We start from the raw sequence: 20,042 nt of genomic DNA, 5'->3' as shown, positions 1-20,042 counted from the left end.
GAAAGACGCGGATATCTGTCCCGCCTGCCTGGTGGCGACAGGACACCGGCTTTTTATTGACCATCAAGAGCCGTTTGGAAAGCTTGGCATTCGAGCTTCTGGCGTCCTTTCAAATGATGCTAAGGCTGGATGAACACCTTGCCGTTGGGCTTGGCCAGTTCGGCCGGAACCCGCGCCATCGCCTCGGAGAGCGGCACGACAGCCGTCACGTCGGTCGACCAGCGCCCATCGGAAAAACGCTTCTGCGCCTCCAGGATCGCCGGGCCGCGGCGGTCGCGGAACTGGCGCATCCACTCGCTCAGCCAGAAGCCCTCGATATGCTTGTGCTGGAAAATCAGCTGGCCGGGTTCACGGATGACTGTCGGCTCGGGATCGAGCCGCCCGTAGATGATCCAGCGCGCCCGTTTTGGCATGACGTCGAAGATGGCCGAGGCCAGCGGCCCGGTCACCGCGTCGAGGAAGATGCGCGGTTGCTCGGCTTTGATCACCTCGCGCAGCGCCGTCTTGAAATCCGGCGCCTTTTCGTTGAGGACGTGCGCCGCGCCAAGCTCTTTCAGAGCCGTGATCTGATCGTCGCGCCGCACGGTGACAACAGGCCGGAAACTCGCTTCGCTGGCCAGACCGATGATCAGCTTGCAGAGCTGGCTGGCGCCTGCGGTCATGACGAAGGCCTTTTCGCCTTCTTCCCTGACGATGTCGAACATGGCGAGCGCGGTGAGCGGATTGACGATCATAGCCGCGCCATCCTCGTCGCGCACCGTGTCGAGGAGCGGGATGCAGACCGCCGCCTCGGCGACGGCATATTCGGCCCATGAGCCCCAATTGGTGACGCCGGTGGCGAAGGCGACCCGCTTGCCGATCAGGCTTTTGGGATAAGGCTCATCACCACTGGCGACGACTGTGCCGACCCCCTCGAAGCCGGCCGGCTGTCCCTTGGCGCGTGGCTGGCCGTACTGGCCCTTGACGAACATGACATCGGACGGATTGATCGAAGCCAGGCTGACCTTGATCAGAACCTGCGTCGGCCCGGGCGTCGGCACGGCGATACTGCCAGGCTGCAGGTAGGGTTCCATCGCCTCCAGAACGCTGCCGGTAGGGGTCCTGGTGTAGCCGTCGCCGATCAGCAGCAGCGCTTTCATTTCGGACGGGACAGTCATCGGAACGCTCCTTGGTACCGGCAGTAAGACCGCAACGCGGCCGCGCTGAGCCGCTGCTCAGACCCTTTCCTGCGTGTATTTCTTCAGCTCGGTGCGCGCCACTTGCCGGCGATGCACGGCGTCGGGCCCGTCGGCCAGGCGCAATGTCCTCAAATGCGTCCACGAGCGCGCCAGCGGCGTGTCCTGGCTGATGCCTTGCGCGCCGAACATCTGCACCGCCTCGTCGGTGACCTTGAGCGCGACGCGCGGTGCCACGACCTTGATCTGGCTGATCCAGGGCGCTGCGGCACGCGCATCGCCCTGGTCGATCATCCACGCCGCCTTGAGGCAGAGCAGGCGGGCCATCTCGATCTCCATGCGGCATTCGGCGATGATGTCGAAATTGGCGCCGAGTTTCGCCAGCTTCTGGCCGAAGGCCTCGCGGCGCACGGAACGCTGGCACAGCATCTCCAGCGCCATCTCGGCCTGGCCGATGGCGCGCATGCAGTGATGGATGCGGCCGGGCCCGAGCCGGCCTTGCGCGATCTCGAAGCCCCTGCCCTCGCCGAGGATCAGGTTCGATGCCGGTACCCTGACATTGTCGAAGCGGAGGTGCATGTGGCCGTGCGGCGCGTCGTCGTCGCCATAGACCTGCATCGCCCTGACCTTGGTCACGCCTTTTGTGTCTGATGGCACCAGGACCATCGAATGGCGGCGGTGCTGCGGCTCTTCATCGCCGCCCGTCCGGACCATGACGATATAGATGGCGCAACGCGGATCGCCGGCGCCGGAGGCCCACCATTTCTCGCCGTTGAGCACATAGTCGCCACCCTGCCGCTCGCAGCGCATCGAAATGTTGGTGGCGTCGGACGAAGCGACATCCGGCTCGGTCATCAGGTAGGCCGAGCGGATCTTGCCGTCGAGCAGGGGCTCCAGCCATGCCTTTTTGAGCTCGGCGGAACCGTAACGCTCCAGCACCTCCATGTTGCCGGTGTCGGGCGCCGAGCAGTTGAAGGTCTCGGCGCCGAGATGCGCCTTGCCCATCTCCTCGGCCAGATAGGCGTATTCGACGGTTGAAAGACCGTAGCCGCGTTCCGAGCCGGTCAGCCAGAAATTCCACAGGCCGCGCTCTCTTGCGATCTTCTTCAGCCCTTCGAGGATCTCGCTCTGGCGCGCCGTATAGACCCAGCGGTCGCCGGCCTTGCCCACCTCGCCGAGAAATTCCTTGTCGAGCGGCATGATCTCGTCGCGCACCATCGCCGCGACACGCGCGTGGATCGGCTTCAGCCGCTCGGTCATGCCGAGATTCATCTCCGTCATTGGTCGCTAACCCTTCATGCACGCCGGGCACTTTACCCGTGGCAAGGATGACCGTACTTCGGATAGCCTTGTCAACGCGAACTGTTTTGCCCGCATGCCGGGGCAAGGCGCGGAGGATTGTGATGAGCTATCTGGACGAGCTGTTTTCGGTGGCCGGCAAGACCGCGCTGGTGACGGGCGCCGCGACCGGCATCGGCCGCATGGCCGCAACCGCGCTGGTCAGGGCCGGCGCCAGCGTGATGATCGCTTCGCGCAAGGGCGAGGACTGCGTCAAGGTCGCCGCCGAGTTGAACGGGATTGGCGCTTCCGGTCGGGCCGAAGGCTTCGCCGGCGATGTCTCCAGCGAGGCTGGCATCGCTGCCTTGGTGGCCGAGGTCAAGGCGCGGACCGTGAAACTGGACATTCTGGTCAACAATGCCGGCGTTTCCTGGGGCGCGCCGCTGGAGAGCTTTCCTTATTCGGCATGGGCCAAGGTGCTCGGCGTCAACGTTACCGCGGTCTTCCATCTGACCCGCGAATTGCTGCCGCTGCTGGAAGCCGCCGCCAGTGATGCCGATCCGGCCCGGGTCATCAACCTGGGTTCGGTGATGGGCACGCAGCCGCTGGCCGACGATGCCTATTCCTACACCGCCTCGAAGGCCGCGGTTCACCATCTGACACGCACTCTGGCGCTCGAGTTCGCCGCCCGACGCATCACCGTCAACGCCTTCGCCCCCGGCCCCTTCCAGAGCCGCATGACGGCTTTCGCCACCGGCAGCGATGAACAGGCGAAACGCGTCGGCAGCCATGTTCCGATCGGTCGTATCGGCGCCCCGGATGACATTGCCGGCGCAACGCTCTATTTGTGCAGCCGTGCGGGCAGCTATGTCACCGGCGCCATCCTGCCGATCGACGGCGGACAGTCGGTGCAGCATGGGCTGACCTTGTTCAAGGAATGACATTTTCCGGCCGCAGAAGCCGGGAGTGAACTGGAGGACATCAGCGTGGAACCGATCAGTCTCGATGTGCTTCTGGCCAGTGTCGGCAAGGAGGTTGGCGTGTCGCCGTGGCGAGTGGTCACGCAACGCATGATCGACCAGTTCGCGGACGCCACCGACGACCACCAGTTCATCCATTGCGACCCGGAGCGGGCCATGCGGGAGACGCCGTTCGGCGGCACCATCGCGCACGGCTTCCTGTCGCTGTCGCTTTTGTCGGCAATGACCTTCGAGACCATGCCGCCGCTCGAAAACAGCAAGATGGGCGTCAACCACGGCTTCGATTCGCTGCGCTTCCTGGCACCGGTGAAGACCGGGGCGCGCATCCGCACCCGTTTCGTGCTGGCCGACGTCAAGGTCAGGCCGTCGGGCTGGGTGCAGACGGCCCATGACGTGACGATCGAGATCGAGGGCTCGAAGAAGCCGGCATTGACCGCGCGCTGGCTGACGCTGACCCTGATCGAACGCCAGCCTGAGACCGCATGAGCGATCCGAACGTTCTCGACCAGGCGGCTCTAGCGCCTTACCTTGAGGCGAACATCCCCGGCTTTTCCGGGCTTGCTGCAATCGAAAAATTCAAATCAGGCCAATCGAACCCGACCTATCTGATAACGGCGGCAAGTGGCCGCTACGTGCTGCGCGCCAAGCCGCCTGGGCAGTTGCTGAAATCGGCGCATCAGGTCGACCGCGAATTCACCGTGATGAGCGCGCTTGCCGGAACCGCCGTGCCTGTGCCGCGAATGCTGCACCTGTCGGCGGAGGACTCGCCGATCGGCCGTATGTTCTACGTGATGGATTTCCTCGACGGCCGCATCTTTTGGGATCCGGCGCTGCCGGAAGCTCGCGACAACGATGAGCGCGCCGCCATCTACGATGCCATGAACGTCACGCTCGCGGCCATGCATGATGTCGATGTCGAGGCCGTGGGACTCGGCGAATTCGGCCGGCCGGGCAATTATTTCGAGCGGCAGCTGGCGCGCTGGACCAGCCAGTACCGCGCCTCGGAGACGGGCACCGTCGCCGACATGGACCGGCTTATTTCCTGGCTGGAGAAGCACATGCCCGCCGATGACGGCCGCGTCTCGCTGGTGCATGGCGACTACCGGCTGGACAATCTGATCTTCGCCCCGGATCGGCCCCAGGTGCTGGCGGTGCTGGACTGGGAACTGTCGACTCTTGGCCACCCCTTTGCCGACATCGCCTATCAGTGCATGCAATGGCGCTTGCCGCACGCCTCGGGTTTTCGCGGCCTGGGTGGTGTCGACCGCCCCGCACTCGGCCTGCCCTCGGAAGAGGCCTACGTCGCCGCCTACTGCCGGCGGCGCGGGCTGGACGGCATCGGCAACTGGACGTTCTTCCTGGCCTTCTCCTTCTTCCGGCTGGCCGCGATCTGCCAGGGTGTCTACAAGCGGGCGCTGGACGGCAACGCCTCCAATCCTGAAAAGGCCAAGACCTATGGCGAAGCCGTGAAGCTGCTTTCGCATCTCGCTTCGAAACTGATCGACAAGGAGGCGTGATGGGCCGTTTTGACAGAGCAACCGTGCTGATCACCGGTGCCGCCGGCGGGCTCGGCCAGGGCGCCGCGAAGGGCTTTGCCACTGAGGGCGCGCGGCTGGTGCTGTCGGACATCGACGAAACGGCGTTGGCCGATCTTGCCGGGACGCTGCGGGCCGAAACGGCGATCCTGGCCGGCAACATAGCGGACGAAAGCCTGTCCGAGGATCTGGTCAGGCTGGCGGTCGAGAAATTCGGCCGGCTGGACATCGCGGTCAACAATGCCGGCATCGTCCAGAGCTTCGTGCGCCTGCCGCATGTCGCGTCGGACGAGGCCCGCCGCGTGCTGGAGATCGATCTGCTCGGCGTCTTCTATGCCATGAAGCACCAGATTCCGCAGATGGAGCGGCAGTTCAAGGCGACTGGCAAGGGTGGCGCCATCGTCAACATCGCCTCGGCCGCCGGCCTGTCCGGCGCGCCGAAACTCTCGGTCTACGCCGCCGCCAAGCACGGCGTCATCGGCCTGACCCGCTCGGCCGCGATCGAATACGCCACCAAGGGCCTGCGCATCAACGCCATCTGCCCCGCCCACACAAGGACGGCGATGGTGGACGGCTTCGTACGCCTCTCCGGCATGCCGGAGGCGGAGGCATTGGCCGAACTGACGCGTGGCGTGCCGATGAAGCGGGTGGCCGAAGTCGAGGAGATCACCACCGCCATCCTGTTCGCCGCCGACCCCGCCAATTCCTTCATGACCGGCCACGCGCTGGCCGTCGACGGCGGCATCGGCGCCATCTGACACCTGCCGTTTGGGAACCTGTCGCGCCCTTGTTCGTTTTCGTACAGCGTATATAATTTAGCCGCGCACCAACCAAACGAAGGCACGAGATCTTGCCGCCAAGCGTCCAGACACGCCGCGAGAAACAAAAAGCCGAACTGCGATCCGAACTGGTCGAGGCCGCGCACAAGCTCGTCCAGGAAGAGGGTTATGAAGGCCTGACCATCCGCAAGCTGGCCAAGCGGGTCGGCTACGCGCCGATGTCGGTCTACTCCTACTTCGCCGACAAGCAGGACATCCTGTTCGCGCTGGCCGAGGATGCGTTCGAGACGCTTGCCCGGCGCATCGAGGAGCATTCGTCCGACGATCCGATCGAGGCATTGCAGGCGGTCATGACGGAATATGCCGCCTTCGGGCTCGGCAATCCCAACGAATACCGCACCGTCTTCATGACCGAAAAGACCAGGCTGCCGGAAGGCAGGAGCTACGACGACATGGAAGAAGGCAACCCGGCGATGAAAGTGCTCATCAGCCGGGTCGAGGCCTGCGTCGCCGCTGGCAAGTTGCAAGGCGATCCGCGCGCCATCGCCACCATGCTGTGGGCGGTGGGCCACGGTACGATCTCGCTGCTGATCACCTTTCCGTTCTACCCCTTTGGCGACCCGCAGGCTTTCGTGAAGCGGATGTGCGATTTCACGCTTGCCTCGCTCAGCACGCAGAACGTGCCGCCGCTGAGCGAGACACCGGTCAACTGCTGAACGCCAGCTCCTTTCGTTTCCATAGTCCTCACCATCCTCCGCAGCCAAACGGGGGGCGAGTTTCTTGGTTAACAAAAAGTTTATCGTACGCGTACGATTCCGACTTGAACTTCGCGATCGATGGTCGTATTTGTACGCCACACCGTACATGTACGGAGGGAATTCACCCGTCGAAAAACGGAGACTGACGATGAAAAAGACACTCCTCACCCTCGCCGCCGTGCTGGCACTTTCGGGCTCGGCCTTCGCCGCCAGCGCCAGCCAGCCGGTCAAGCACGCGCCGGCCGCGACCTGCGTCGACACCAGGACCCATGTGAAGCTCGATTGCGCTTCGACCGGATCGGTCGAGAAGAAAAGCTCCACGGAAAACACCGCTGACGGCAAGGGCCCGCGGCTCGGCATCAGCATCAATCCGTGGATTATGCCGAGCGCATTCTGATATCAGCTTGAAATCACTTCTGGCCGGCACGACCCGGCCAGCTTCAGGCGACCGGGACCGGCAATTTGACCGCTGAACTCTCGAAGGCCGCGTCGATCAGCTTCTGCATGTCAGCGGCGCGCCGGAAGGACGGATCGCCGTTCCGGCCTGCATCCAGCGCCTCTGCAAAACGCCGGGCGTTGCGCTTGACATCCGGCAGCACAAGCGTTCGCCAGCACTGCTGGTCGACATCCTTGCCCAGGCAAGCGGACAGGTGCGATGTCTTGCCGTCGGTCTCGACCTTGATGGCGCCCCTGGTGCCGTGCAGGGCCAGCGACAAATCGTTGGCGTGGCCGGTCATGTAACGGCTTGCCACGATCGTGGCGAGTGCACCGGATTTGAACCTCGCCGTCATCGCCACGCTGTCGTTGGCGTCCAGCACATAGTCGCCGATCCGCTCTCCCTCGGCCTTCGGAAACGTCACCAGATCCGCATGCAGGCTGACGATTTCCTGGGCGGCGCCATAGGTAGCGAAGTCCAGGATGTGAATGCCGACATCGCCCAGCACGCCGGTCGAACCGTGCCGGCTCGACAGGCGCCACAGCCATTTGTCCTCGACCCGCCAGTCGCCCCACGATTTGCTGACCAGCCAGCTTTGCCGGTAGCTCGCCTCGACATGGCGCAACTCGCCGATCTCACCGGCCTGCACCATGCGCCGTGCTTCCTGGATCGCCGGTGAGTTGCGATAGGTCAGGTTGACCATGTTGACGACCCCGGCCGCCTCGGCCGCTTCCGTCATATCAAGTGCGTCGGCATGGTTCGGCGCCAGCGGCTTTTCGCAGAAGACATGCTTGCCGGCGGCGAGCAACGCCAGTGTCGTTGCCCTGTGCGCGCCGTCCGGCGTCGCGTTGATGGCGGCGTCGAACTCGCCCCAGGTAATCGCTGCTTCCAGGCTCTCGAAGAAATCGCCTATTCTGTTGGCGGCGGCGAACGCTGCCGCGCGGCCCGGCACCTGGTCGACGCAGGCGACGATGGTACAGCCGGGAATCCTGGCGAATTCCTCGACATGATGCCCGGCGATGCCGCCGGTGCCGAGCAGAAGCAGTCGATGCATCAGATCAGGCCCCAATCAACTCAAGCCCTTGTCGCCATCGGCATGCAGGCGCAGTCCCTTCTGGACGATCTTCTCCTTGGCCGCCTCCGTCGACACGTTGGGCGCATTGGTGATGCCGGACCATGCCGGCGCCGGATTGTGCGCCCAGTGCACGGCGTTGCGCAGCACCTGCTGCACGCCCTCATTGTGATAGATCGGATAGGTCTCGTGGCCAGGCGAGAAGTAGAAGATCCTGCCGGCGCCGCGCTGATAGGTCAGCCCGGATCGGAACACCTCGCCGCCTTCGTACCAGGAGACGAACACCGTCTCGAGCGGCTCCGGCACCGCGAACGGCTCGCCATACATCTCCGTCTCGCCGATCTCCAGGCATTCGCCGATGCCTTGCGCGATCGGGTGGCCGCGGTTGATCGCCCAGACACGCTCGCGCTCGCCCGCCTCGCGCCATTTCAGCGAACAGGGCGTGCCCATCAGCCGCTTGAAGATCTTCGAGTAGTGGCCGGAATGGAGCACGATCAGCCCCATGCCTTCCCAGACCCGTTTCTGCACGCGCTCGACGACCTCGTCCTTGACTTCGCCATGCGCCGCATGACCCCACCACAGCAGGACATCGGTGGCGGCCAGGCGCTTCTCGCTCAAGCCATGTTCGGGTTCCTGCAAAGTGGCTGTGGTCGCCTCGATGCCCTTGTCCTGGTTGAGCGCGGCGGCAATGGTGCCATGCATGCCCAAGGGATAGAGGTCGCGCACGGCGGCATTGGTCTGCTCATGGACATTTTCGCCCCAAACAACGGCTTTTATCGGCATTTTTGTCTCCCAAAGCGCTTTAAATAGCATGCCCAATGGGATTGAGAAGGTCCGATCCAGCCTTGTCCGACGAAAATTAAGTCTTGCGCTTCTTGCGCCCGGCCACTTTCTTGGCCTTGCCCGGTTTCGCCGGTGCGCCGGGAATGGCCGTTCCCGTGATCGATATCGGATCGCTGGCCGGGAACGTGTCCTCGAGCCCCTCCTCGAGTTCCTGTTCGGCACTCGGCTCTTCGTGTTGCTCATGCTCCAGGGAGCGAACGGCCGGCGACTTCTTGGCCTGTGATCTTGGCGTGGAATTCGACGGCATCGGCATTCTCCCTCGGCGTGCGAATGCAGAACGAGCGTGCCCTGCAAAACGTTCCGAGTTCAGACCGCTGCGTCCCGCGATCCCTCGGACAGGAAAGTAAAGACATAGTCCGAGAAGGAACGCCAGCACTCGACCCGGAAGGCATCGGCGGCATTGCGCAACAGCACGATCTCGGTCTTCCCCAGGATGGTGCGTGAACACGCACCGACCGGAAAGGCATCAAGCGACAGGTCCTGCGGACAGCCCGCATTGATCGTCGCCGCAGCTCCCGCACCCGTCACGGCAATCGCGACGTTGCGATGCGAGATGCCGACAGCCGAGTGCAGGGCGGAAACCCCGGCGCAGTCGGCGAGCGGATCGTTGCCGGCCTCGTCGATCACCAGCCATTCATCGGGGCCGAGCCACAGGGCGGTCCGTCCGGCTTTCGAAGCCGAGGTTTTCGGCTTCTTCGGCAACGTCACGCCGAGTGCCTTCGAAAGCGCGGCGACCGAAGCCTCCGGCGCGCGCAGCGATATGCGTTCGGCCGGCGGCAGCACCTCGACCTTGACGGCGGGTGCGGAGGTGGTGCGACCGGCCAGCGCTGGGCGGCGCTCGACCGACGGCGTTGCGACAGTTGTTGCTTTTTTCACGGCGGCCTTAACCATTGAGGCGCCCTCCAGTCTCGTCGAAGAACACCATGCCGGTAACCTCCACCTCGATCACCCCGTTCGGCATTGGCACATAGAGCGTGTCGCCCATGCGGTCGCGGCCGCCGGCGACCAGCGCCAGAGCGATGGAGCGGCCGCAATTTTGCGACCAGTAGCTCGAGGTGACATGGCCAATCATCTTCATCGGGATCGCCTGCTTCGGATCCTCGACGATCTGCGCGCCTTCTTCGAGCACCACCTTCGGGTCCTTGGTCTTCAGGCCGACCAGTTGCTTGCGGCCCTTGGCCACCAGGTCCGGCCGCGCCATGCCGCGGATGCCGACGAAATCGGCCTTTTTCTTGCCGACCGCCCAGTCGAGACCGGCGTCGTTCGGCGTCACCGTGCCGTCCGTATCCTGGCCGACGATGATGTAGCCCTTTTCGGCGCGCAGCACGTGCATGGCCTCGGTGCCGTAAGCGGCGGCACCATGCTTCTGCCCTTCGGCCCACAAAGCTTCCCATACGGCCTGGCCGTAGTCGGCCGGCACATTGACTTCGAAGCCGCGCTCGCCGGTGAACGACATGCGGAACAGCCGCGTCGGCACGCCGCAGATCTTGCCTTCGCGCACCGACATATGCGGCAGCGCCTCGTCGGACATGTCGATGCCTTCGACCAGCGGCGCGATGATATCGCGGGACTTGGGACCTTGCACGGCGATGACCGCCCACTGCTCGGTGATCGAGGTCAGCCAGACATTGAGATGCGGGAACTCGGTCTGGAGATAATCCTCCATGTGGTTCATGACGCGCGGCGCACCGCCCGTCGTCGTCGTCACATGGAAACGATCGGGCGCCAGCCGGCCGACGACGCCGTCATCATAGATGAAGCCGTCCTCGCGCAGCATGATGCCATAGCGGCAGCGGCCGGGCTCCAGCTTCTCCCACGGATTGGTGTAGAGCAGTTCCATGAACTTGGCCGCGTCCGGCCCGACCACTTCGATCTTGCCGAGCGTCGAGGCATCGAACAGGCCGGCTGTCGTACGAACCGCCACACACTCGCGGTCGACCGCCGCGTGCATGTCTTCGCCCGCCTTGGGGAAATACCAGGCGCGCTTCCACTGGCCGACATCCTCGAACACCGCACCCTGGGCTTCGGCCCACGGATGAATCGCGGTTCTGCGTGTCGGGTCGAACAGCGGACCGCGCGCGTGGCTGACGATCGCGCCGAACGTCACCGGCGTATAGGGCGCCCGGAACGTGGTCAGGCCGACCTCCGGGATCGGCTTGCCAAGCGTCTCGGCGGCAATCGCAAGGCCGTGCATGTTGGAGGTCTTGCCCTGGTCTGTCGCCATGCCGTTGGTGGTGAAGCGCTTGACGTGCTCGATCGAGCGCATGCCCTCGTGCACCGCCTGGCGGATATCCTTGGCGGTGACGTCGTTCTGGAAATCGACAAAGGCTTTCACCGTCGTATCCGGCCCGGCGCCGGGAGCGGCGCCCAGCATGCCGCGCGACCAGCTCTCCGAGGCATCGACTTTCGGCTTCATGCCCCTGGCGGTTTTCGCGCCGGCATCCTTGGCCGCCTTGGCGCCCGCCGCATAGGCCTCGTCGAGCGACGCCGACAGCCCATCCGTGCCATTGCAGGCGCCGACCGAGACGCAGTCCTGCGCGTAAATGCCCGGCACGAAGCGCTTGGTCTCGTCGTTGAAGGCGACCTTGCCGCGCGACTGCGAGAACAGATGCACCGACGGCGTCCAGCCGGCCGACATCAGGATCGCGTCGACAGGAATGGTGCGTTCGCCGCCGCCATTCTTCGGCTGCACGGTCATCGACGATACCCTGAGCTTGCCGCCGGCGCGGATCACCGCGCGGCCGAAATTGACCTCGATGCCAAGCGCCCGTGCCTCGTCGATTACTGGACCGGCCGGATTGTCGCGCAAATCGACGATCGCCGCCACATTGACGCCGGCCTTCTTCAAGTCGATCGCCGCCGCGTAAGCCGAATCATTGGCGGTGTAGACGCCGACATTCTTGCCGACCGCCACACCATAGTGGTTGAGATAGGTGCGCGCCGCGCCCGCCAGCATAATGCCTGGCCGGTCGTTGTCGGCGAACACCATGTGCCGCTCGATGGCGCCGGAGGCCAGCACGACGCGCTTGGCGCGAACCTGCCAAAGCCGCTCGCGCGGCAGTTCGCGGCCGGGGGTCTTGAGATGATCGCTGACACGCTCGACAAGGCCGACGAAATTCTGCGCGTAGTACCCAAAGGCGGTGGTGCGCGAGAGCACGCGGACATTGTCCATGGCGGCGAGCTTCGCCACCGCACCTTGAGCCCAGGCAAAACCGTCCTGGCCGTCGATCCTGGCGCCGCTTTCGAAACGCAGGCTGCCGCCGAACTCGGCCTGCTCGTCGGCGAGGATGACGCGCACCCCGGTCTCGGCCGCGGCCAATGCCGCCGCGATGCCGGCGGCACCACCGCCCAGTACCAGCACGTCGCAATGCGCATAGCGCGATGAATAGTGATCGGGATCAGGCTGATCCGGGGAAACGCCAAGACCGGCCGCTGCGCGGATCTTCGGCTCATAAAGGCTCTTCCAGGCCGCCTTCGGCCACATGAAGGTCTTGTAGTAGAAGCCAGCGGAAAACAGTGGCGAGGCGACATCGTTGACCGCGCCGACATCGAAGGACAGCGACGGCCAGCGGTTCTGCGACTGGGCGGCAAGCCCGTCATAGAGCTCCTGCACGGTGGCCCGCACGTTCGGCGTCTTGCGCGCCGCGTCGCGCTTGATCTCGACCAGCGCGTTCGGCTCTTCCGCGCCCGCCGACAGGATGCCGCGCGGACGATGGTACTTGAACGAGCGGCCGACGAGGTGGACGCCATTGGCGAGCAGCGCCGAAGCCAGCGTATCGCCCTCGATGCCGGCGTAGGACTGGCCATCGAAGCTGAACCGCGCGGTCTTCGCCTGGCTGAGGCGGCCGGCGCTGGGAATGCGGAACGCGCCGCTCATTTGGCAACCACTTCGTTGGAGTTTTTGGGCAGCTTCGACGGCTTCGGCTCGCCGGCCTTGTAGGTCATGATGAACTTGTCGGTGACCGTGTCGCGCACGGCGTTGAAGAAGCGGGCGCAGCCATGCATGTGCCGCCAGCGCTCATGGATGAGGCCCTTGGGATTCGAGCGGATGAAGAAGAATTTCTCGAAATCGTCGTCGCTCTCGCCGGCAATGTTGGCCGAGCGCGCGATATGCGCTTCGCCGGCATTTCGGAATTCGAGCTCCGGGCGCTCTTCCTCGCAATAGGGGCAACGAATGAGAAGCATCGTGTTCGTTCCTACAATTCGCCGTGGCCGACGCGGGCGCCTGCCGGTTGGTCGCAAAGCCTCTGGCCCATCGCCGCAAAAGGCGCGACGAGCCGGATGCGCTCCTCCACGCTCGCGGCCGGGCGAAACAGGTCGCGATACGCCATGTTGCCGATGGTGAGTTGCACCGGATCGGTCGTGACGATGACCCGACGTGGCTCGAATGTGTCGTCCTCGCCAAGATCGGAAGGCCTGTTCTCCAGGAACATGACCACCTTCTGGCCGCCGCTCCACACGCAGGCGAGCACGCCGTCGTCCACGGAGAACGGCCAGTTGGCCTCGTTCCCGACGCGGCTGATCGGCTGCGTGCGCACTTCGTCCGCCGAAGGAAAATGGAACATGCCCTGTTCCCCCGCCAGCATCAGCGGCATCGCGACAGCCATCTGCGCCATCATCAATGCGCCACGGCCGCCGCCGCCGCCTCGTCGATCAGGCGGCCGGTGCGGAAGCGTTCGATGGTGAAGGGCGCGTTGATCGGATGCGGGTCATCCCTGGCGATGGTGTGGGCAAAGACGTGGCCCGAGCCCGGCGTTGCCTTGAAGCCGCCCGTGCCCCAGCCGCAATTGACATAGAGGCCGGGCACCGGCGTCTTGGCCAGGATCGGCGAGCGGTCAGGCGTGACGTCGACGATACCACCCCATGAACGCAGCATCTTCATGCGCGTGAAGATCGGGAACATCTCGCAGATGGCGTCGAGCGTGTGCTGCAGGATGTGCAGGCCGCCGGTCTGCGAATAGGAGACATACTGGTCGGTGCCGGCGCCAATCACCAGCTCGCCCTTGTCGGACTGCGAGATATAGGCGTGCACCGTGTTCGACATCACCACGCACGGCACCACCGGCTTGACCGGCTCGGACACCAGCGCCTGCAGCGGGTAGCTTTCCAGCGGCATGCGCACGCCGGCCATGTTCATGATGACCGAGGAATGGCCGGCGGCGACGACGCCGACCTTCTTGGCGCCGATAAAGCCGCGTGTCGTGTCGACACCCATGACCGCGCCGTTCGGTGCCCGCTTGACCCCGGTGACCTCGCAGTTCTGGATGATATGCACGCCGCGCGCCGAAGCGCCGCGCGCATAGCCCCAGGCCACCGCATCGTGGCGCGCCGTGCCGCCACGGCGCTGCAGCGCCGCGCCGACCACCGGATAGCGCGCATCCCTGGCGATGTTGAGCGGCGGGCAGAATTCCTTCGCCTGCTCCGGCGACAGCCATTCATTGTCGATGCCGTTCAGCCGGTTGGCGTGGACATGGCGCTTCAGCACCTGCACGTCGTGCACGTTGTGGGCCAGCATCATGACGCCGCGCGCCGAATACATGACGTTGTAGTTGAGCTCCTGGCTGAGCCCGTCCCACAGCTTCAGCGCATGGTCGTAGATGCCGGCGCTCTCGTCATAGAGATAGTTGGAGCGGATGATGGTGGTGTTGCGGCCGGTGTTGCCACCGCCCAGCCAGCCCTTTTCCAGCACCGCGACATTGGTGATGCCGTGGACCGTGGCGAGATAGTAGGCGGTGGCCAGGCCGTGACCGCCGGCGCCGACGATGATGACGTCGTATTCCTTCTTGGGCTCGGGCGAGGACCACTGTTCCTCCCAGCCCTTGTGGCCGCGCATGGCCTCGCGGGCGATGGCGAATACCGAATATTTCTTCAACGTCCCAGCCTCGCGCCAACAGATCTCGCGGATTGCAGCCGGGCGTTCAGTCGGTCCCGGCGCGCGAGGTGTATCACTAGCGAAACCGGGCTTCCACCCTTGCGCTGTTTGCGACGGCGCTTGCCGTTTTGCGCCGCGACAAAAAAGACGCATCCGGACTGGCCGACGCAACGGCCCTCGGCCACTATTCGTGTTGCCGAACCTTTGGAGCAAGATTGTGGGCAATGCCCGGCGGAATTTGACATTGCGCTTCCTGCTGGAGCTGGCCGCCTTGCTCGGCCTCGGCATCGCGGGTTGGGGCCTCCCGGACGCCTCGAGCTTCACCACCGGAACCGCGCTGTTCGCCGACGGCGGCGTGTCGATCAACCGGACGTGAAGGGTTTTTGCGGCGAACAGGCCTGTTCGTCGCCGTGACGCAGGCGGTCGGTCTTGCTTTTTCCGCGCGATTTGGCGATTCCGTCTCCTGTCGAATTCCTGTCGAAAAACGGGGCCTGGAACGATGATGCTGATCAGAACCTATGTGGCTGCGAGCGCGATCGAGGGCGTCGGCGTGTTCGCCGCCGAGCCGATCCGGAAAGGCGCCTCGATCTGGCGGCTCGATCCGGACTTCGACCGGCTGGTGCCGACGGAGAAATACGAGGCAGCACCCCCGCACCTCAGGGAATTGCTCGACCGCTATGCCTATCCGAGCCCCGACCGGCCGGGTTTCATGGTTTATGAAGTCGACAATGGCCGCTTCATGAACCATGCTGGAAATCCAAACACGGATTTTTCGCAGTATGGCGGCGCAACCGCCACCCGCGACATCGCCGCGGGCGAGGAAATCACCTGTGACTACGGCGAGTTCTTCGAGGATTTCGAGCGGCTTCACCTGGCCACGGCGTAGCCGGCTCCCTTATCCTGCGGCAAAACCGGCCGCTGTTTGGCCGTCCAAGTTCATTTCGGCTGTGGACAGCGCGGGATGATTCTGCTATCAGCCGCCACAATTCGTGGTGTAAATCGCCGCGGAGGCTAGTGGCTATGTCCGCTTGCCTGTTGATATCAAACCCGAAAGACAGGATTGCCCGTGCAGGTACTCGTCCGCGACAACAATGTTGATCAGGCGCTTCGCGCTCTCAAGAAGAAGATGCAGCGTGAAGGCATTTTCCGCGAAATGAAGATGCGCGGTCACTACGAGAAGCCTTCCGAGAAGCGCGCCCGTGAAAAGGCGGAAGCCGTGCGCCGCGCCCGCAAGCTGGCCCGCAAGCGCGCACAGCGCGAAGGCCTGCTGCCGATGACGCCTCGCCCGGTTGCCGCTGGTGCTGCCGGCGGTGCAGGTGGTGCTCCGCGTCCGCCGCGGTTCTAACGCCAATTTTTCGTCCTTTTCCAAGGATATCCAAGGTGGCGCGATGTGGAATCGCCGCCACCTTTTTGTTTTGATTGTGACCCGGCCCGGAGGGGGGAACCGGACCTGAACGACGCGGCACAAGTGAGGACAGGGCAGACATGAACGCAACAAGCGTGGAGCGCGGGACCGCATTGCGTGGTTTCGCCCTGACGGCAGCCCTGCTTTCCGGCCTGGCGCTTGCCGGCTGCCAGACAGCTGGCCCGACCGGCGAATTCAACAACATCGACAAGGCGCAGGGGTCGAGCGAGAACATCTCCTCGCTGTCGGCGGTGATCCAGCGCAATCCCCAGGATCCCGAAGGCTACAATGTGCGCGGCTCCGCCTATGGCCGGGGCGGCCAGTACCAGGCGGCGCTCAAGGATTTCAACACCGCGATCCAGCTCAACCCGAATTTCTTCCAGGCCTATTCCAACCGCGCGCTCATCCAGCGCTTCCTCGGTAACCAGGCGGCCGCGCTCGACGATTACAACCGCTCGATCCAGATCAACGGCAATTATGACGCCGCCTATATCGGCCGTGGCAATCTCTATCGCAAGGCGGGCCGCACCCAGGAGGCCTTCAATGACTTCCAGAAGGCGATCCAGCTCGACACGACCGATGCCCGTGCCTACCACAATCGCGGCCTGATCTATCAGAGCCAGGGCCAGCACAAGTTCGCCATCGAGGATTTCTCGACCGCCATCTCGCTCGCGCCTGATGCCGCCGAGCCCTACAACGGCCGCGGTCTCTCCTATCTGGCGATGAATGACGAGGACAATGCCTTCGCCGACTTCAACATGGCCATCAAGCTGGATGGCAAGAACGCCGAGGCCTGGGCCAACCAGGCGCTGATCTACGAGCGGCGCGGCGACAAGGTCAAGGCGGCGAAATCCTATCGCGAAGCCGTTCACCTCGACCCCACCTACCAGCCAGCCAAGGACGGCCTGGCCCGCGTCAGCTGATATCGATTTCAGCAGCGCCCCTGCATCCATCCAAATGCCGCGGTGTCTTTGCGTGTTCGAAAGGACACGCGGCGCCGCGGATCGCCGTCGATCCGGCAACCGCGAGCTAGCCCCGGCGGCAGGTCGCCGGCCCTTGCCTTGTTCGCGCCAAGTTTTCGGCGGAACGGTCTGGCCATCCAAGCCGTTACTTCGAAGCAATTTGCGAAAGGACCCACCCATGATCAAGAAACTCGCCTGCGCCGCTGCCCTCGCCACGACGGTATTCGCCGCCGCCCCGGCCAGCGCCGGCAAGCTGCAACTCGGCACCCTCGACTGCACCATAGACGGCGGCACCGGCTACGTCGTCGCGTCCAACAAGGGCGTGTCCTGCACCTTCAGGCCGCATCATGGCGGTCCGTCGGAGATGTATACCGGCGTCATCTCCAAGATCGGCGTCGATGTCGGCAAGACCCATCAGGGACAGCTCGTCTGGGCCGTGCTGGCGGCAACGCGCAACCGCGACGCAGGCGATCTCGCCGGCAGCTACTATGGCGTCAACGCCGAAGCGAGCGTTGTCACCGGTGGCGGCGCCAACCTGCTTGTCGGTGGGCTGAACAGCGCCTTCATGCTGGAACCGCTCAGCGTCCAGGCACAGACCGGCGTCAATCTTGCCGTCGCCGTGACCTCGCTCGAGCTGATCCACTCGTTCAAGTAAATGCATGGAGCCAAGTGCTCCATGCCCCTCACCCTGCGGCGCGGAACCGGATAGGATGGTTCCGCGCCGTTTGATTTTTGAGGGGACCGCCATGCCGAAGACAGCCTTCGCCGCTGCCATAATCGCAACCGTGCTTGCCGGCGCGGCTCAGGCGCAGGACCGGGGCATAGAGCTCGGCACGCTTGATTGCGCCATCGGCGGTGGCACCGGCTTCATCTTCGGCTCGAGCAAGGATTTGAGCTGCACCTTCACCCCAGCCGACAAGAGCTTTGCGCCGGAAGCCTATTTCGGCGCGGTCAACAAATACGGCCTCGACATCGGCACCACAAAGCAGTCGGTGATGCAGTGGCTGGTGCTGACGCCGTTGAAGAACATCTACGCGCCGGGCGCGCTGGCTGGAGACTATGTCGGCGCCAGCGCCGAAGTGACGGCCGCCGTCGGCGCCGGTGCCAATCTGCTGGTCGGCGGCTCCTCGCGGGCCTTCACCTTGCAGCCGCTCAGCCTGCAGACACAGACCGGCATCAACCTCGCGATCGGCGTCAGCCAGTTCCAGTTGCGCAGCACCGAGAATTGACCCCAATAAAGGCCGCCAATCCTGGAAGACGGCCGCGAGAACAGGCTCTCAAAAAACTGCTTGAGCTCAACCACGGTTGAGGTTTTACAAGCCTGCCCCGAATAGAGCAGCGCCTTGCCGGGCGTTGCTGATGCGCATGGTCCTGCCGGAAACCCGTACTGGCTTCTGGTGTCGTGCGCTCGCGTCGAGATATGGAAAGCGAGAATGGCCGAAATCAGCACGAACAGGGTCGACTGGCGCGCATTGTGGGCAAGCGGCGACCTGGCGCGTTTCTGTTTCATCAGCCTCGGCATCCTGCTGCACGCCACCAATGAGACGATGGTGGCGACCGTCATGCCCGCCATGGTCGGAGAACTGGCCGGCGTGCAGCTCGTCGGCTGGTCGCTGGCGATCTACGAGCTCGGCGCCATCGTCGCTGGTGCTGCGGCCGGACGGCTGGTGAGCTATGTCGCACTGCGCACCAACATGGTGGTCGCGGCCCTGCTCTATGCCGCCGGGGCACTGGTCTGCGCCATCTCGCCTTCCATGCAATTGTTCCTTGCCGGCCGCCTGATCGAGGGATTTGGCGGCGGCGCGCTGGTGTCGCTGGCCTTCGTCTCGGTCGAACGGCTGTTTTCACGCGCCATCTGGCCGCAGCTCTTCGGCATCATGTCGGCGATCTGGGGCGTCGCCGCCTTCAGCGGGCCGATGCTCGGTGCGATCATGACCGAACTCCTGTCATGGCGCTGGGCCTTCGGCATCTTCACCTTCGGTGGTGCCGCCATGGCCCTGGCCAGCGTGATTGTCCTCAACACGCCCGAGGCAAAAAGGCCGCAGGCGACCAGCGGCAAGCCACCGCCCTTCCCCTTCATCGCGCTCGGCTGCCTTGCCATGGCCGTGGTGCTGATCGCCTCGGCCGGCGTCGACATCGCCTTGCTGCGCTCCTCGCTGCTGATGGTCCTCGGCCTCATTGGCCTGGCGCTGTTCTTTTATATCGACGCGCTGAAGCCGCGCTCTCGGCTTTTCCCGGCGCGACTGTTCTCGTGGCGCACGCCGGTCGGTGCCGGCATGACCATGGTCGCCGCCTTTTCGGTGGCGACCTGCTCCTTCGGCGTCTACGGACCGCTGCTGCTGACCAGCCTGCACGACATTCCGCTGCTGACCACCGGCTACATCATCGCCGCCGAATCGATCGCCTGGTCGATCCTGTCGATCCTCGTCGCCAATGCGCCGCCGCGGCGCGAACGGCTGATCATCGTCGGCGGCGCGGTGATGATCGCCTCCGGCATCGCCGGTTTTGCCTATACGATACCGGTGGGGTCCATTCCTCTGATTCTGATGTGCGCCTTGTTGCAAGGCGGCGGCTTCGGCATCGCCTGGCCCTTCCTCACGCGCGTCATTGTGGCGTCGGCGCGACACGACGAACAGACCATCGCCTCCGCGGCGGTGCCAACCATGCAGCGCATCGGCTATGCCGTGGGCGCCGCGCTTGCCGGGATCGTCGCCAATGCCAGCGGCTTTTCGGAGGGACTGAGCCATGACGCCGCGGCGAATGTCGCGACCTGGCTGTTCCTCGCTTTCGTGCCGCTCGGCATTGTCGGCTGCCTGGCGGCCTTGCGGACATCGACGACGGCAAACCGGCTGCAGGAGGCTATCAGTTAGAGCAATTCCAGGAAAAGTGTGAAACGGTTTCCTTCCGGAATTGCGTCAAAACAAAGAGTTAGAGCGGTTTGCCGTTT

23 protein-coding genes are annotated in these 20,042 nt (G+C 64.3%); 13 read left to right on the top strand and 10 right to left on the bottom strand.

Going from position 1 to position 20,042, the window contains the following annotated elements:
- Positions 1–119: 119 nt before the first annotated feature.
- On the bottom strand, positions 120–1,157 hold the full coding sequence (locus AC56QP_RS24310; protein WP_489863157.1) for a zinc-binding dehydrogenase: 1,038 nt from the start codon (positions 1,155–1,157) through the stop codon (positions 120–122).
- A gap of 57 nt (positions 1,158–1,214) precedes the next feature.
- On the bottom strand, positions 1,215–2,456 hold the full coding sequence (locus AC56QP_RS24305) for an acyl-CoA dehydrogenase family protein (RefSeq protein ID WP_489863158.1): 1,242 nt from the start codon (positions 2,454–2,456) through the stop codon (positions 1,215–1,217).
- 122 nt (positions 2,457–2,578) lie between these two features.
- Here AC56QP_RS24305 and AC56QP_RS24300 point away from each other — a divergent pair, with 122 nt between their 5' ends.
- From AC56QP_RS24300 to AC56QP_RS24275, 6 genes are all read left to right on the top strand, one after another.
- Positions 2,579–3,394, top strand: a complete 816-nt coding sequence (locus tag AC56QP_RS24300) for an SDR family oxidoreductase (RefSeq protein WP_489863159.1) — start codon at positions 2,579–2,581, stop codon at positions 3,392–3,394.
- A 39-nt stretch (positions 3,395–3,433) separates the two neighbouring features.
- A complete protein-coding gene (locus AC56QP_RS24295; RefSeq protein WP_269905276.1) occupies positions 3,434–3,919 on the top strand; it encodes a MaoC family dehydratase in 486 nt (161 codons plus the stop codon).
- Positions 3,916–4,950 carry a phosphotransferase gene (locus AC56QP_RS24290; protein WP_489863160.1) on the top strand — a complete coding sequence of 345 codons (1,035 nt, stop codon included), beginning with the start codon at positions 3,916–3,918 and terminating at the stop codon, positions 4,948–4,950. The genes AC56QP_RS24295 and AC56QP_RS24290 overlap by 4 nt, the downstream gene beginning before the upstream one ends.
- Positions 4,950–5,726, top strand: a complete 777-nt coding sequence (locus tag AC56QP_RS24285; RefSeq protein ID WP_489863161.1) for an SDR family NAD(P)-dependent oxidoreductase — start codon at positions 4,950–4,952, stop codon at positions 5,724–5,726. Before AC56QP_RS24290 ends, AC56QP_RS24285 begins: the two co-directional genes overlap by 1 nt.
- 92 nt (positions 5,727–5,818) lie before the next feature.
- Entirely contained in the window at positions 5,819–6,463 is a 645-nt protein-coding gene (locus AC56QP_RS24280) for a TetR/AcrR family transcriptional regulator (protein ID WP_489863162.1), read from the top strand.
- Between the two features lie 190 nt (positions 6,464–6,653).
- Positions 6,654–6,902 carry a DUF680 domain-containing protein gene (locus tag AC56QP_RS24275; RefSeq protein ID WP_489863163.1) on the top strand — a complete coding sequence of 83 codons (249 nt, stop codon included), beginning with the start codon at positions 6,654–6,656 and terminating at the stop codon, positions 6,900–6,902.
- A 43-nt stretch (positions 6,903–6,945) separates the two neighbouring features.
- On the opposite strand, the gene AC56QP_RS24270 is transcribed toward AC56QP_RS24275, so the two are convergent.
- The 8 genes from AC56QP_RS24270 to AC56QP_RS24235 all read right to left on the bottom strand — a co-directional run bounded on the left by AC56QP_RS24270 (position 6,946) and on the right by AC56QP_RS24235 (position 14,728).
- Positions 6,946–7,995: a Gfo/Idh/MocA family protein gene (locus AC56QP_RS24270; protein ID WP_489863164.1), complete on the bottom strand. Its 1,050-nt coding sequence runs from the start codon at positions 7,993–7,995 to the stop codon at positions 6,946–6,948.
- A gap of 15 nt (positions 7,996–8,010) precedes the next feature.
- Entirely contained in the window at positions 8,011–8,796 is a 786-nt protein-coding gene (locus AC56QP_RS24265; protein ID WP_489863165.1) for a ThuA domain-containing protein, read from the bottom strand.
- Between the two features lie 76 nt (positions 8,797–8,872).
- Positions 8,873–9,103 (bottom strand): hypothetical protein, encoded by a 231-nt coding sequence (locus AC56QP_RS24260; RefSeq protein WP_489863166.1) that lies wholly within the window; start codon positions 9,101–9,103, stop codon positions 8,873–8,875.
- A gap of 59 nt (positions 9,104–9,162) precedes the next feature.
- Complete coding sequence (locus tag AC56QP_RS24255; RefSeq protein WP_489863167.1) at positions 9,163–9,747, bottom strand: sarcosine oxidase subunit gamma; 585 nt, start codon at positions 9,745–9,747, stop codon at positions 9,163–9,165.
- Positions 9,740–12,733, bottom strand: a complete 2,994-nt coding sequence (locus AC56QP_RS24250; protein ID WP_489863168.1) for a sarcosine oxidase subunit alpha — start codon at positions 12,731–12,733, stop codon at positions 9,740–9,742. Before AC56QP_RS24250 ends, AC56QP_RS24255 begins: the two co-directional genes overlap by 8 nt.
- The gene (locus tag AC56QP_RS24245; RefSeq protein ID WP_489863169.1) at positions 12,730–13,041 is read right to left on the bottom strand and encodes a sarcosine oxidase subunit delta; all 312 of its coding nucleotides are present in this window, start codon (positions 13,039–13,041) and stop codon (positions 12,730–12,732) included. Before AC56QP_RS24245 ends, AC56QP_RS24250 begins: the two co-directional genes overlap by 4 nt.
- A gap of 11 nt (positions 13,042–13,052) precedes the next feature.
- Positions 13,053–13,475, bottom strand: a complete 423-nt coding sequence (locus AC56QP_RS24240; protein ID WP_489863170.1) for a hypothetical protein — start codon at positions 13,473–13,475, stop codon at positions 13,053–13,055.
- Entirely contained in the window at positions 13,475–14,728 is a 1,254-nt protein-coding gene (locus AC56QP_RS24235; protein WP_489863171.1) for a sarcosine oxidase subunit beta, read from the bottom strand. Before AC56QP_RS24235 ends, AC56QP_RS24240 begins: the two co-directional genes overlap by 1 nt.
- 244 nt (positions 14,729–14,972) lie before the next feature.
- On the opposite strand from AC56QP_RS24235, the gene AC56QP_RS24230 reads away from it, so the two are divergent.
- The 7 genes from AC56QP_RS24230 (at position 14,973) to AC56QP_RS24200 (ending at position 19,965) form a co-directional block, all read left to right on the top strand.
- Positions 14,973–15,104 (top strand): hypothetical protein, encoded by a 132-nt coding sequence (locus tag AC56QP_RS24230; protein ID WP_489863723.1) that lies wholly within the window; start codon positions 14,973–14,975, stop codon positions 15,102–15,104.
- A 123-nt stretch (positions 15,105–15,227) separates the two neighbouring features.
- Complete coding sequence (locus AC56QP_RS24225) at positions 15,228–15,614, top strand: SET domain-containing protein (protein WP_091577946.1); 387 nt, start codon at positions 15,228–15,230, stop codon at positions 15,612–15,614.
- Between the two features lie 180 nt (positions 15,615–15,794).
- Positions 15,795–16,073, top strand: coding sequence for a 30S ribosomal protein S21 (gene rpsU, locus AC56QP_RS24220; RefSeq protein ID WP_023810129.1), 279 nt, complete (start codon positions 15,795–15,797; stop codon positions 16,071–16,073).
- A 140-nt stretch (positions 16,074–16,213) separates the two neighbouring features.
- On the top strand, positions 16,214–17,056 hold the full coding sequence (locus AC56QP_RS24215) for a tetratricopeptide repeat protein (RefSeq protein WP_489863172.1): 843 nt from the start codon (positions 16,214–16,216) through the stop codon (positions 17,054–17,056).
- 217 nt (positions 17,057–17,273) lie between these two features.
- Positions 17,274–17,750 carry a DUF992 domain-containing protein gene (locus AC56QP_RS24210; RefSeq protein ID WP_256751411.1) on the top strand — a complete coding sequence of 159 codons (477 nt, stop codon included), beginning with the start codon at positions 17,274–17,276 and terminating at the stop codon, positions 17,748–17,750.
- A gap of 91 nt (positions 17,751–17,841) precedes the next feature.
- On the top strand, positions 17,842–18,324 hold the full coding sequence (locus AC56QP_RS24205; protein ID WP_489863173.1) for a DUF992 domain-containing protein: 483 nt from the start codon (positions 17,842–17,844) through the stop codon (positions 18,322–18,324).
- Between the two features lie 204 nt (positions 18,325–18,528).
- On the top strand, positions 18,529–19,965 hold the full coding sequence (locus tag AC56QP_RS24200) for an MFS transporter (RefSeq protein WP_489863174.1): 1,437 nt from the start codon (positions 18,529–18,531) through the stop codon (positions 19,963–19,965).
- Positions 19,966–20,042: the final 77 nt, after the last annotated feature.

It is taken from the genome of Mesorhizobium sp. RCAM 05104 (genome assembly GCF_059683645.1).
This window is presented reverse-complemented; position numbering and strand designations above follow the sequence as displayed.

Coding starts and splice junctions, on each gene's coding strand:
- AC56QP_RS24310 (WP_489863157.1), bottom strand. CDS start 1,157: ATGACTGTCCCGTCCGAAATGAAAGCGCTGCTGCTGATCGGCGACGGC.
- AC56QP_RS24305 (WP_489863158.1), bottom strand. CDS start 2,456: ATGACGGAGATGAATCTCGGCATGACCGAGCGGCTGAAGCCGATCCAC.
- AC56QP_RS24300 (WP_489863159.1), top strand. CDS start 2,579: ATGAGCTATCTGGACGAGCTGTTTTCGGTGGCCGGCAAGACCGCGCTG.
- AC56QP_RS24290 (WP_489863160.1), top strand. CDS start 3,916: ATGAGCGATCCGAACGTTCTCGACCAGGCGGCTCTAGCGCCTTACCTT.
- AC56QP_RS24285 (WP_489863161.1), top strand. CDS start 4,950: ATGGGCCGTTTTGACAGAGCAACCGTGCTGATCACCGGTGCCGCCGGC.
- AC56QP_RS24275 (WP_489863163.1), top strand. CDS start 6,654: ATGAAAAAGACACTCCTCACCCTCGCCGCCGTGCTGGCACTTTCGGGC.
- AC56QP_RS24270 (WP_489863164.1), bottom strand. CDS start 7,995: ATGCATCGACTGCTTCTGCTCGGCACCGGCGGCATCGCCGGGCATCAT.
- AC56QP_RS24265 (WP_489863165.1), bottom strand. CDS start 8,796: ATGCCGATAAAAGCCGTTGTTTGGGGCGAAAATGTCCATGAGCAGACC.
- AC56QP_RS24260 (WP_489863166.1), bottom strand. CDS start 9,103: ATGCCGTCGAATTCCACGCCAAGATCACAGGCCAAGAAGTCGCCGGCC.
- AC56QP_RS24255 (WP_489863167.1), bottom strand. CDS start 9,747: ATGGTTAAGGCCGCCGTGAAAAAAGCAACAACTGTCGCAACGCCGTCG.
- AC56QP_RS24250 (WP_489863168.1), bottom strand. CDS start 12,733: ATGAGCGGCGCGTTCCGCATTCCCAGCGCCGGCCGCCTCAGCCAGGCG.
- AC56QP_RS24245 (WP_489863169.1), bottom strand. CDS start 13,041: ATGCTTCTCATTCGTTGCCCCTATTGCGAGGAAGAGCGCCCGGAGCTC.
- AC56QP_RS24240 (WP_489863170.1), bottom strand. CDS start 13,475: ATGATGGCGCAGATGGCTGTCGCGATGCCGCTGATGCTGGCGGGGGAA.
- AC56QP_RS24225 (WP_091577946.1), top strand. CDS start 15,228: ATGATGCTGATCAGAACCTATGTGGCTGCGAGCGCGATCGAGGGCGTC.
- AC56QP_RS24215 (WP_489863172.1), top strand. CDS start 16,214: ATGAACGCAACAAGCGTGGAGCGCGGGACCGCATTGCGTGGTTTCGCC.
- AC56QP_RS24210 (WP_256751411.1), top strand. CDS start 17,274: ATGATCAAGAAACTCGCCTGCGCCGCTGCCCTCGCCACGACGGTATTC.
- AC56QP_RS24205 (WP_489863173.1), top strand. CDS start 17,842: ATGCCGAAGACAGCCTTCGCCGCTGCCATAATCGCAACCGTGCTTGCC.
- AC56QP_RS24200 (WP_489863174.1), top strand. CDS start 18,529: ATGGCCGAAATCAGCACGAACAGGGTCGACTGGCGCGCATTGTGGGCA.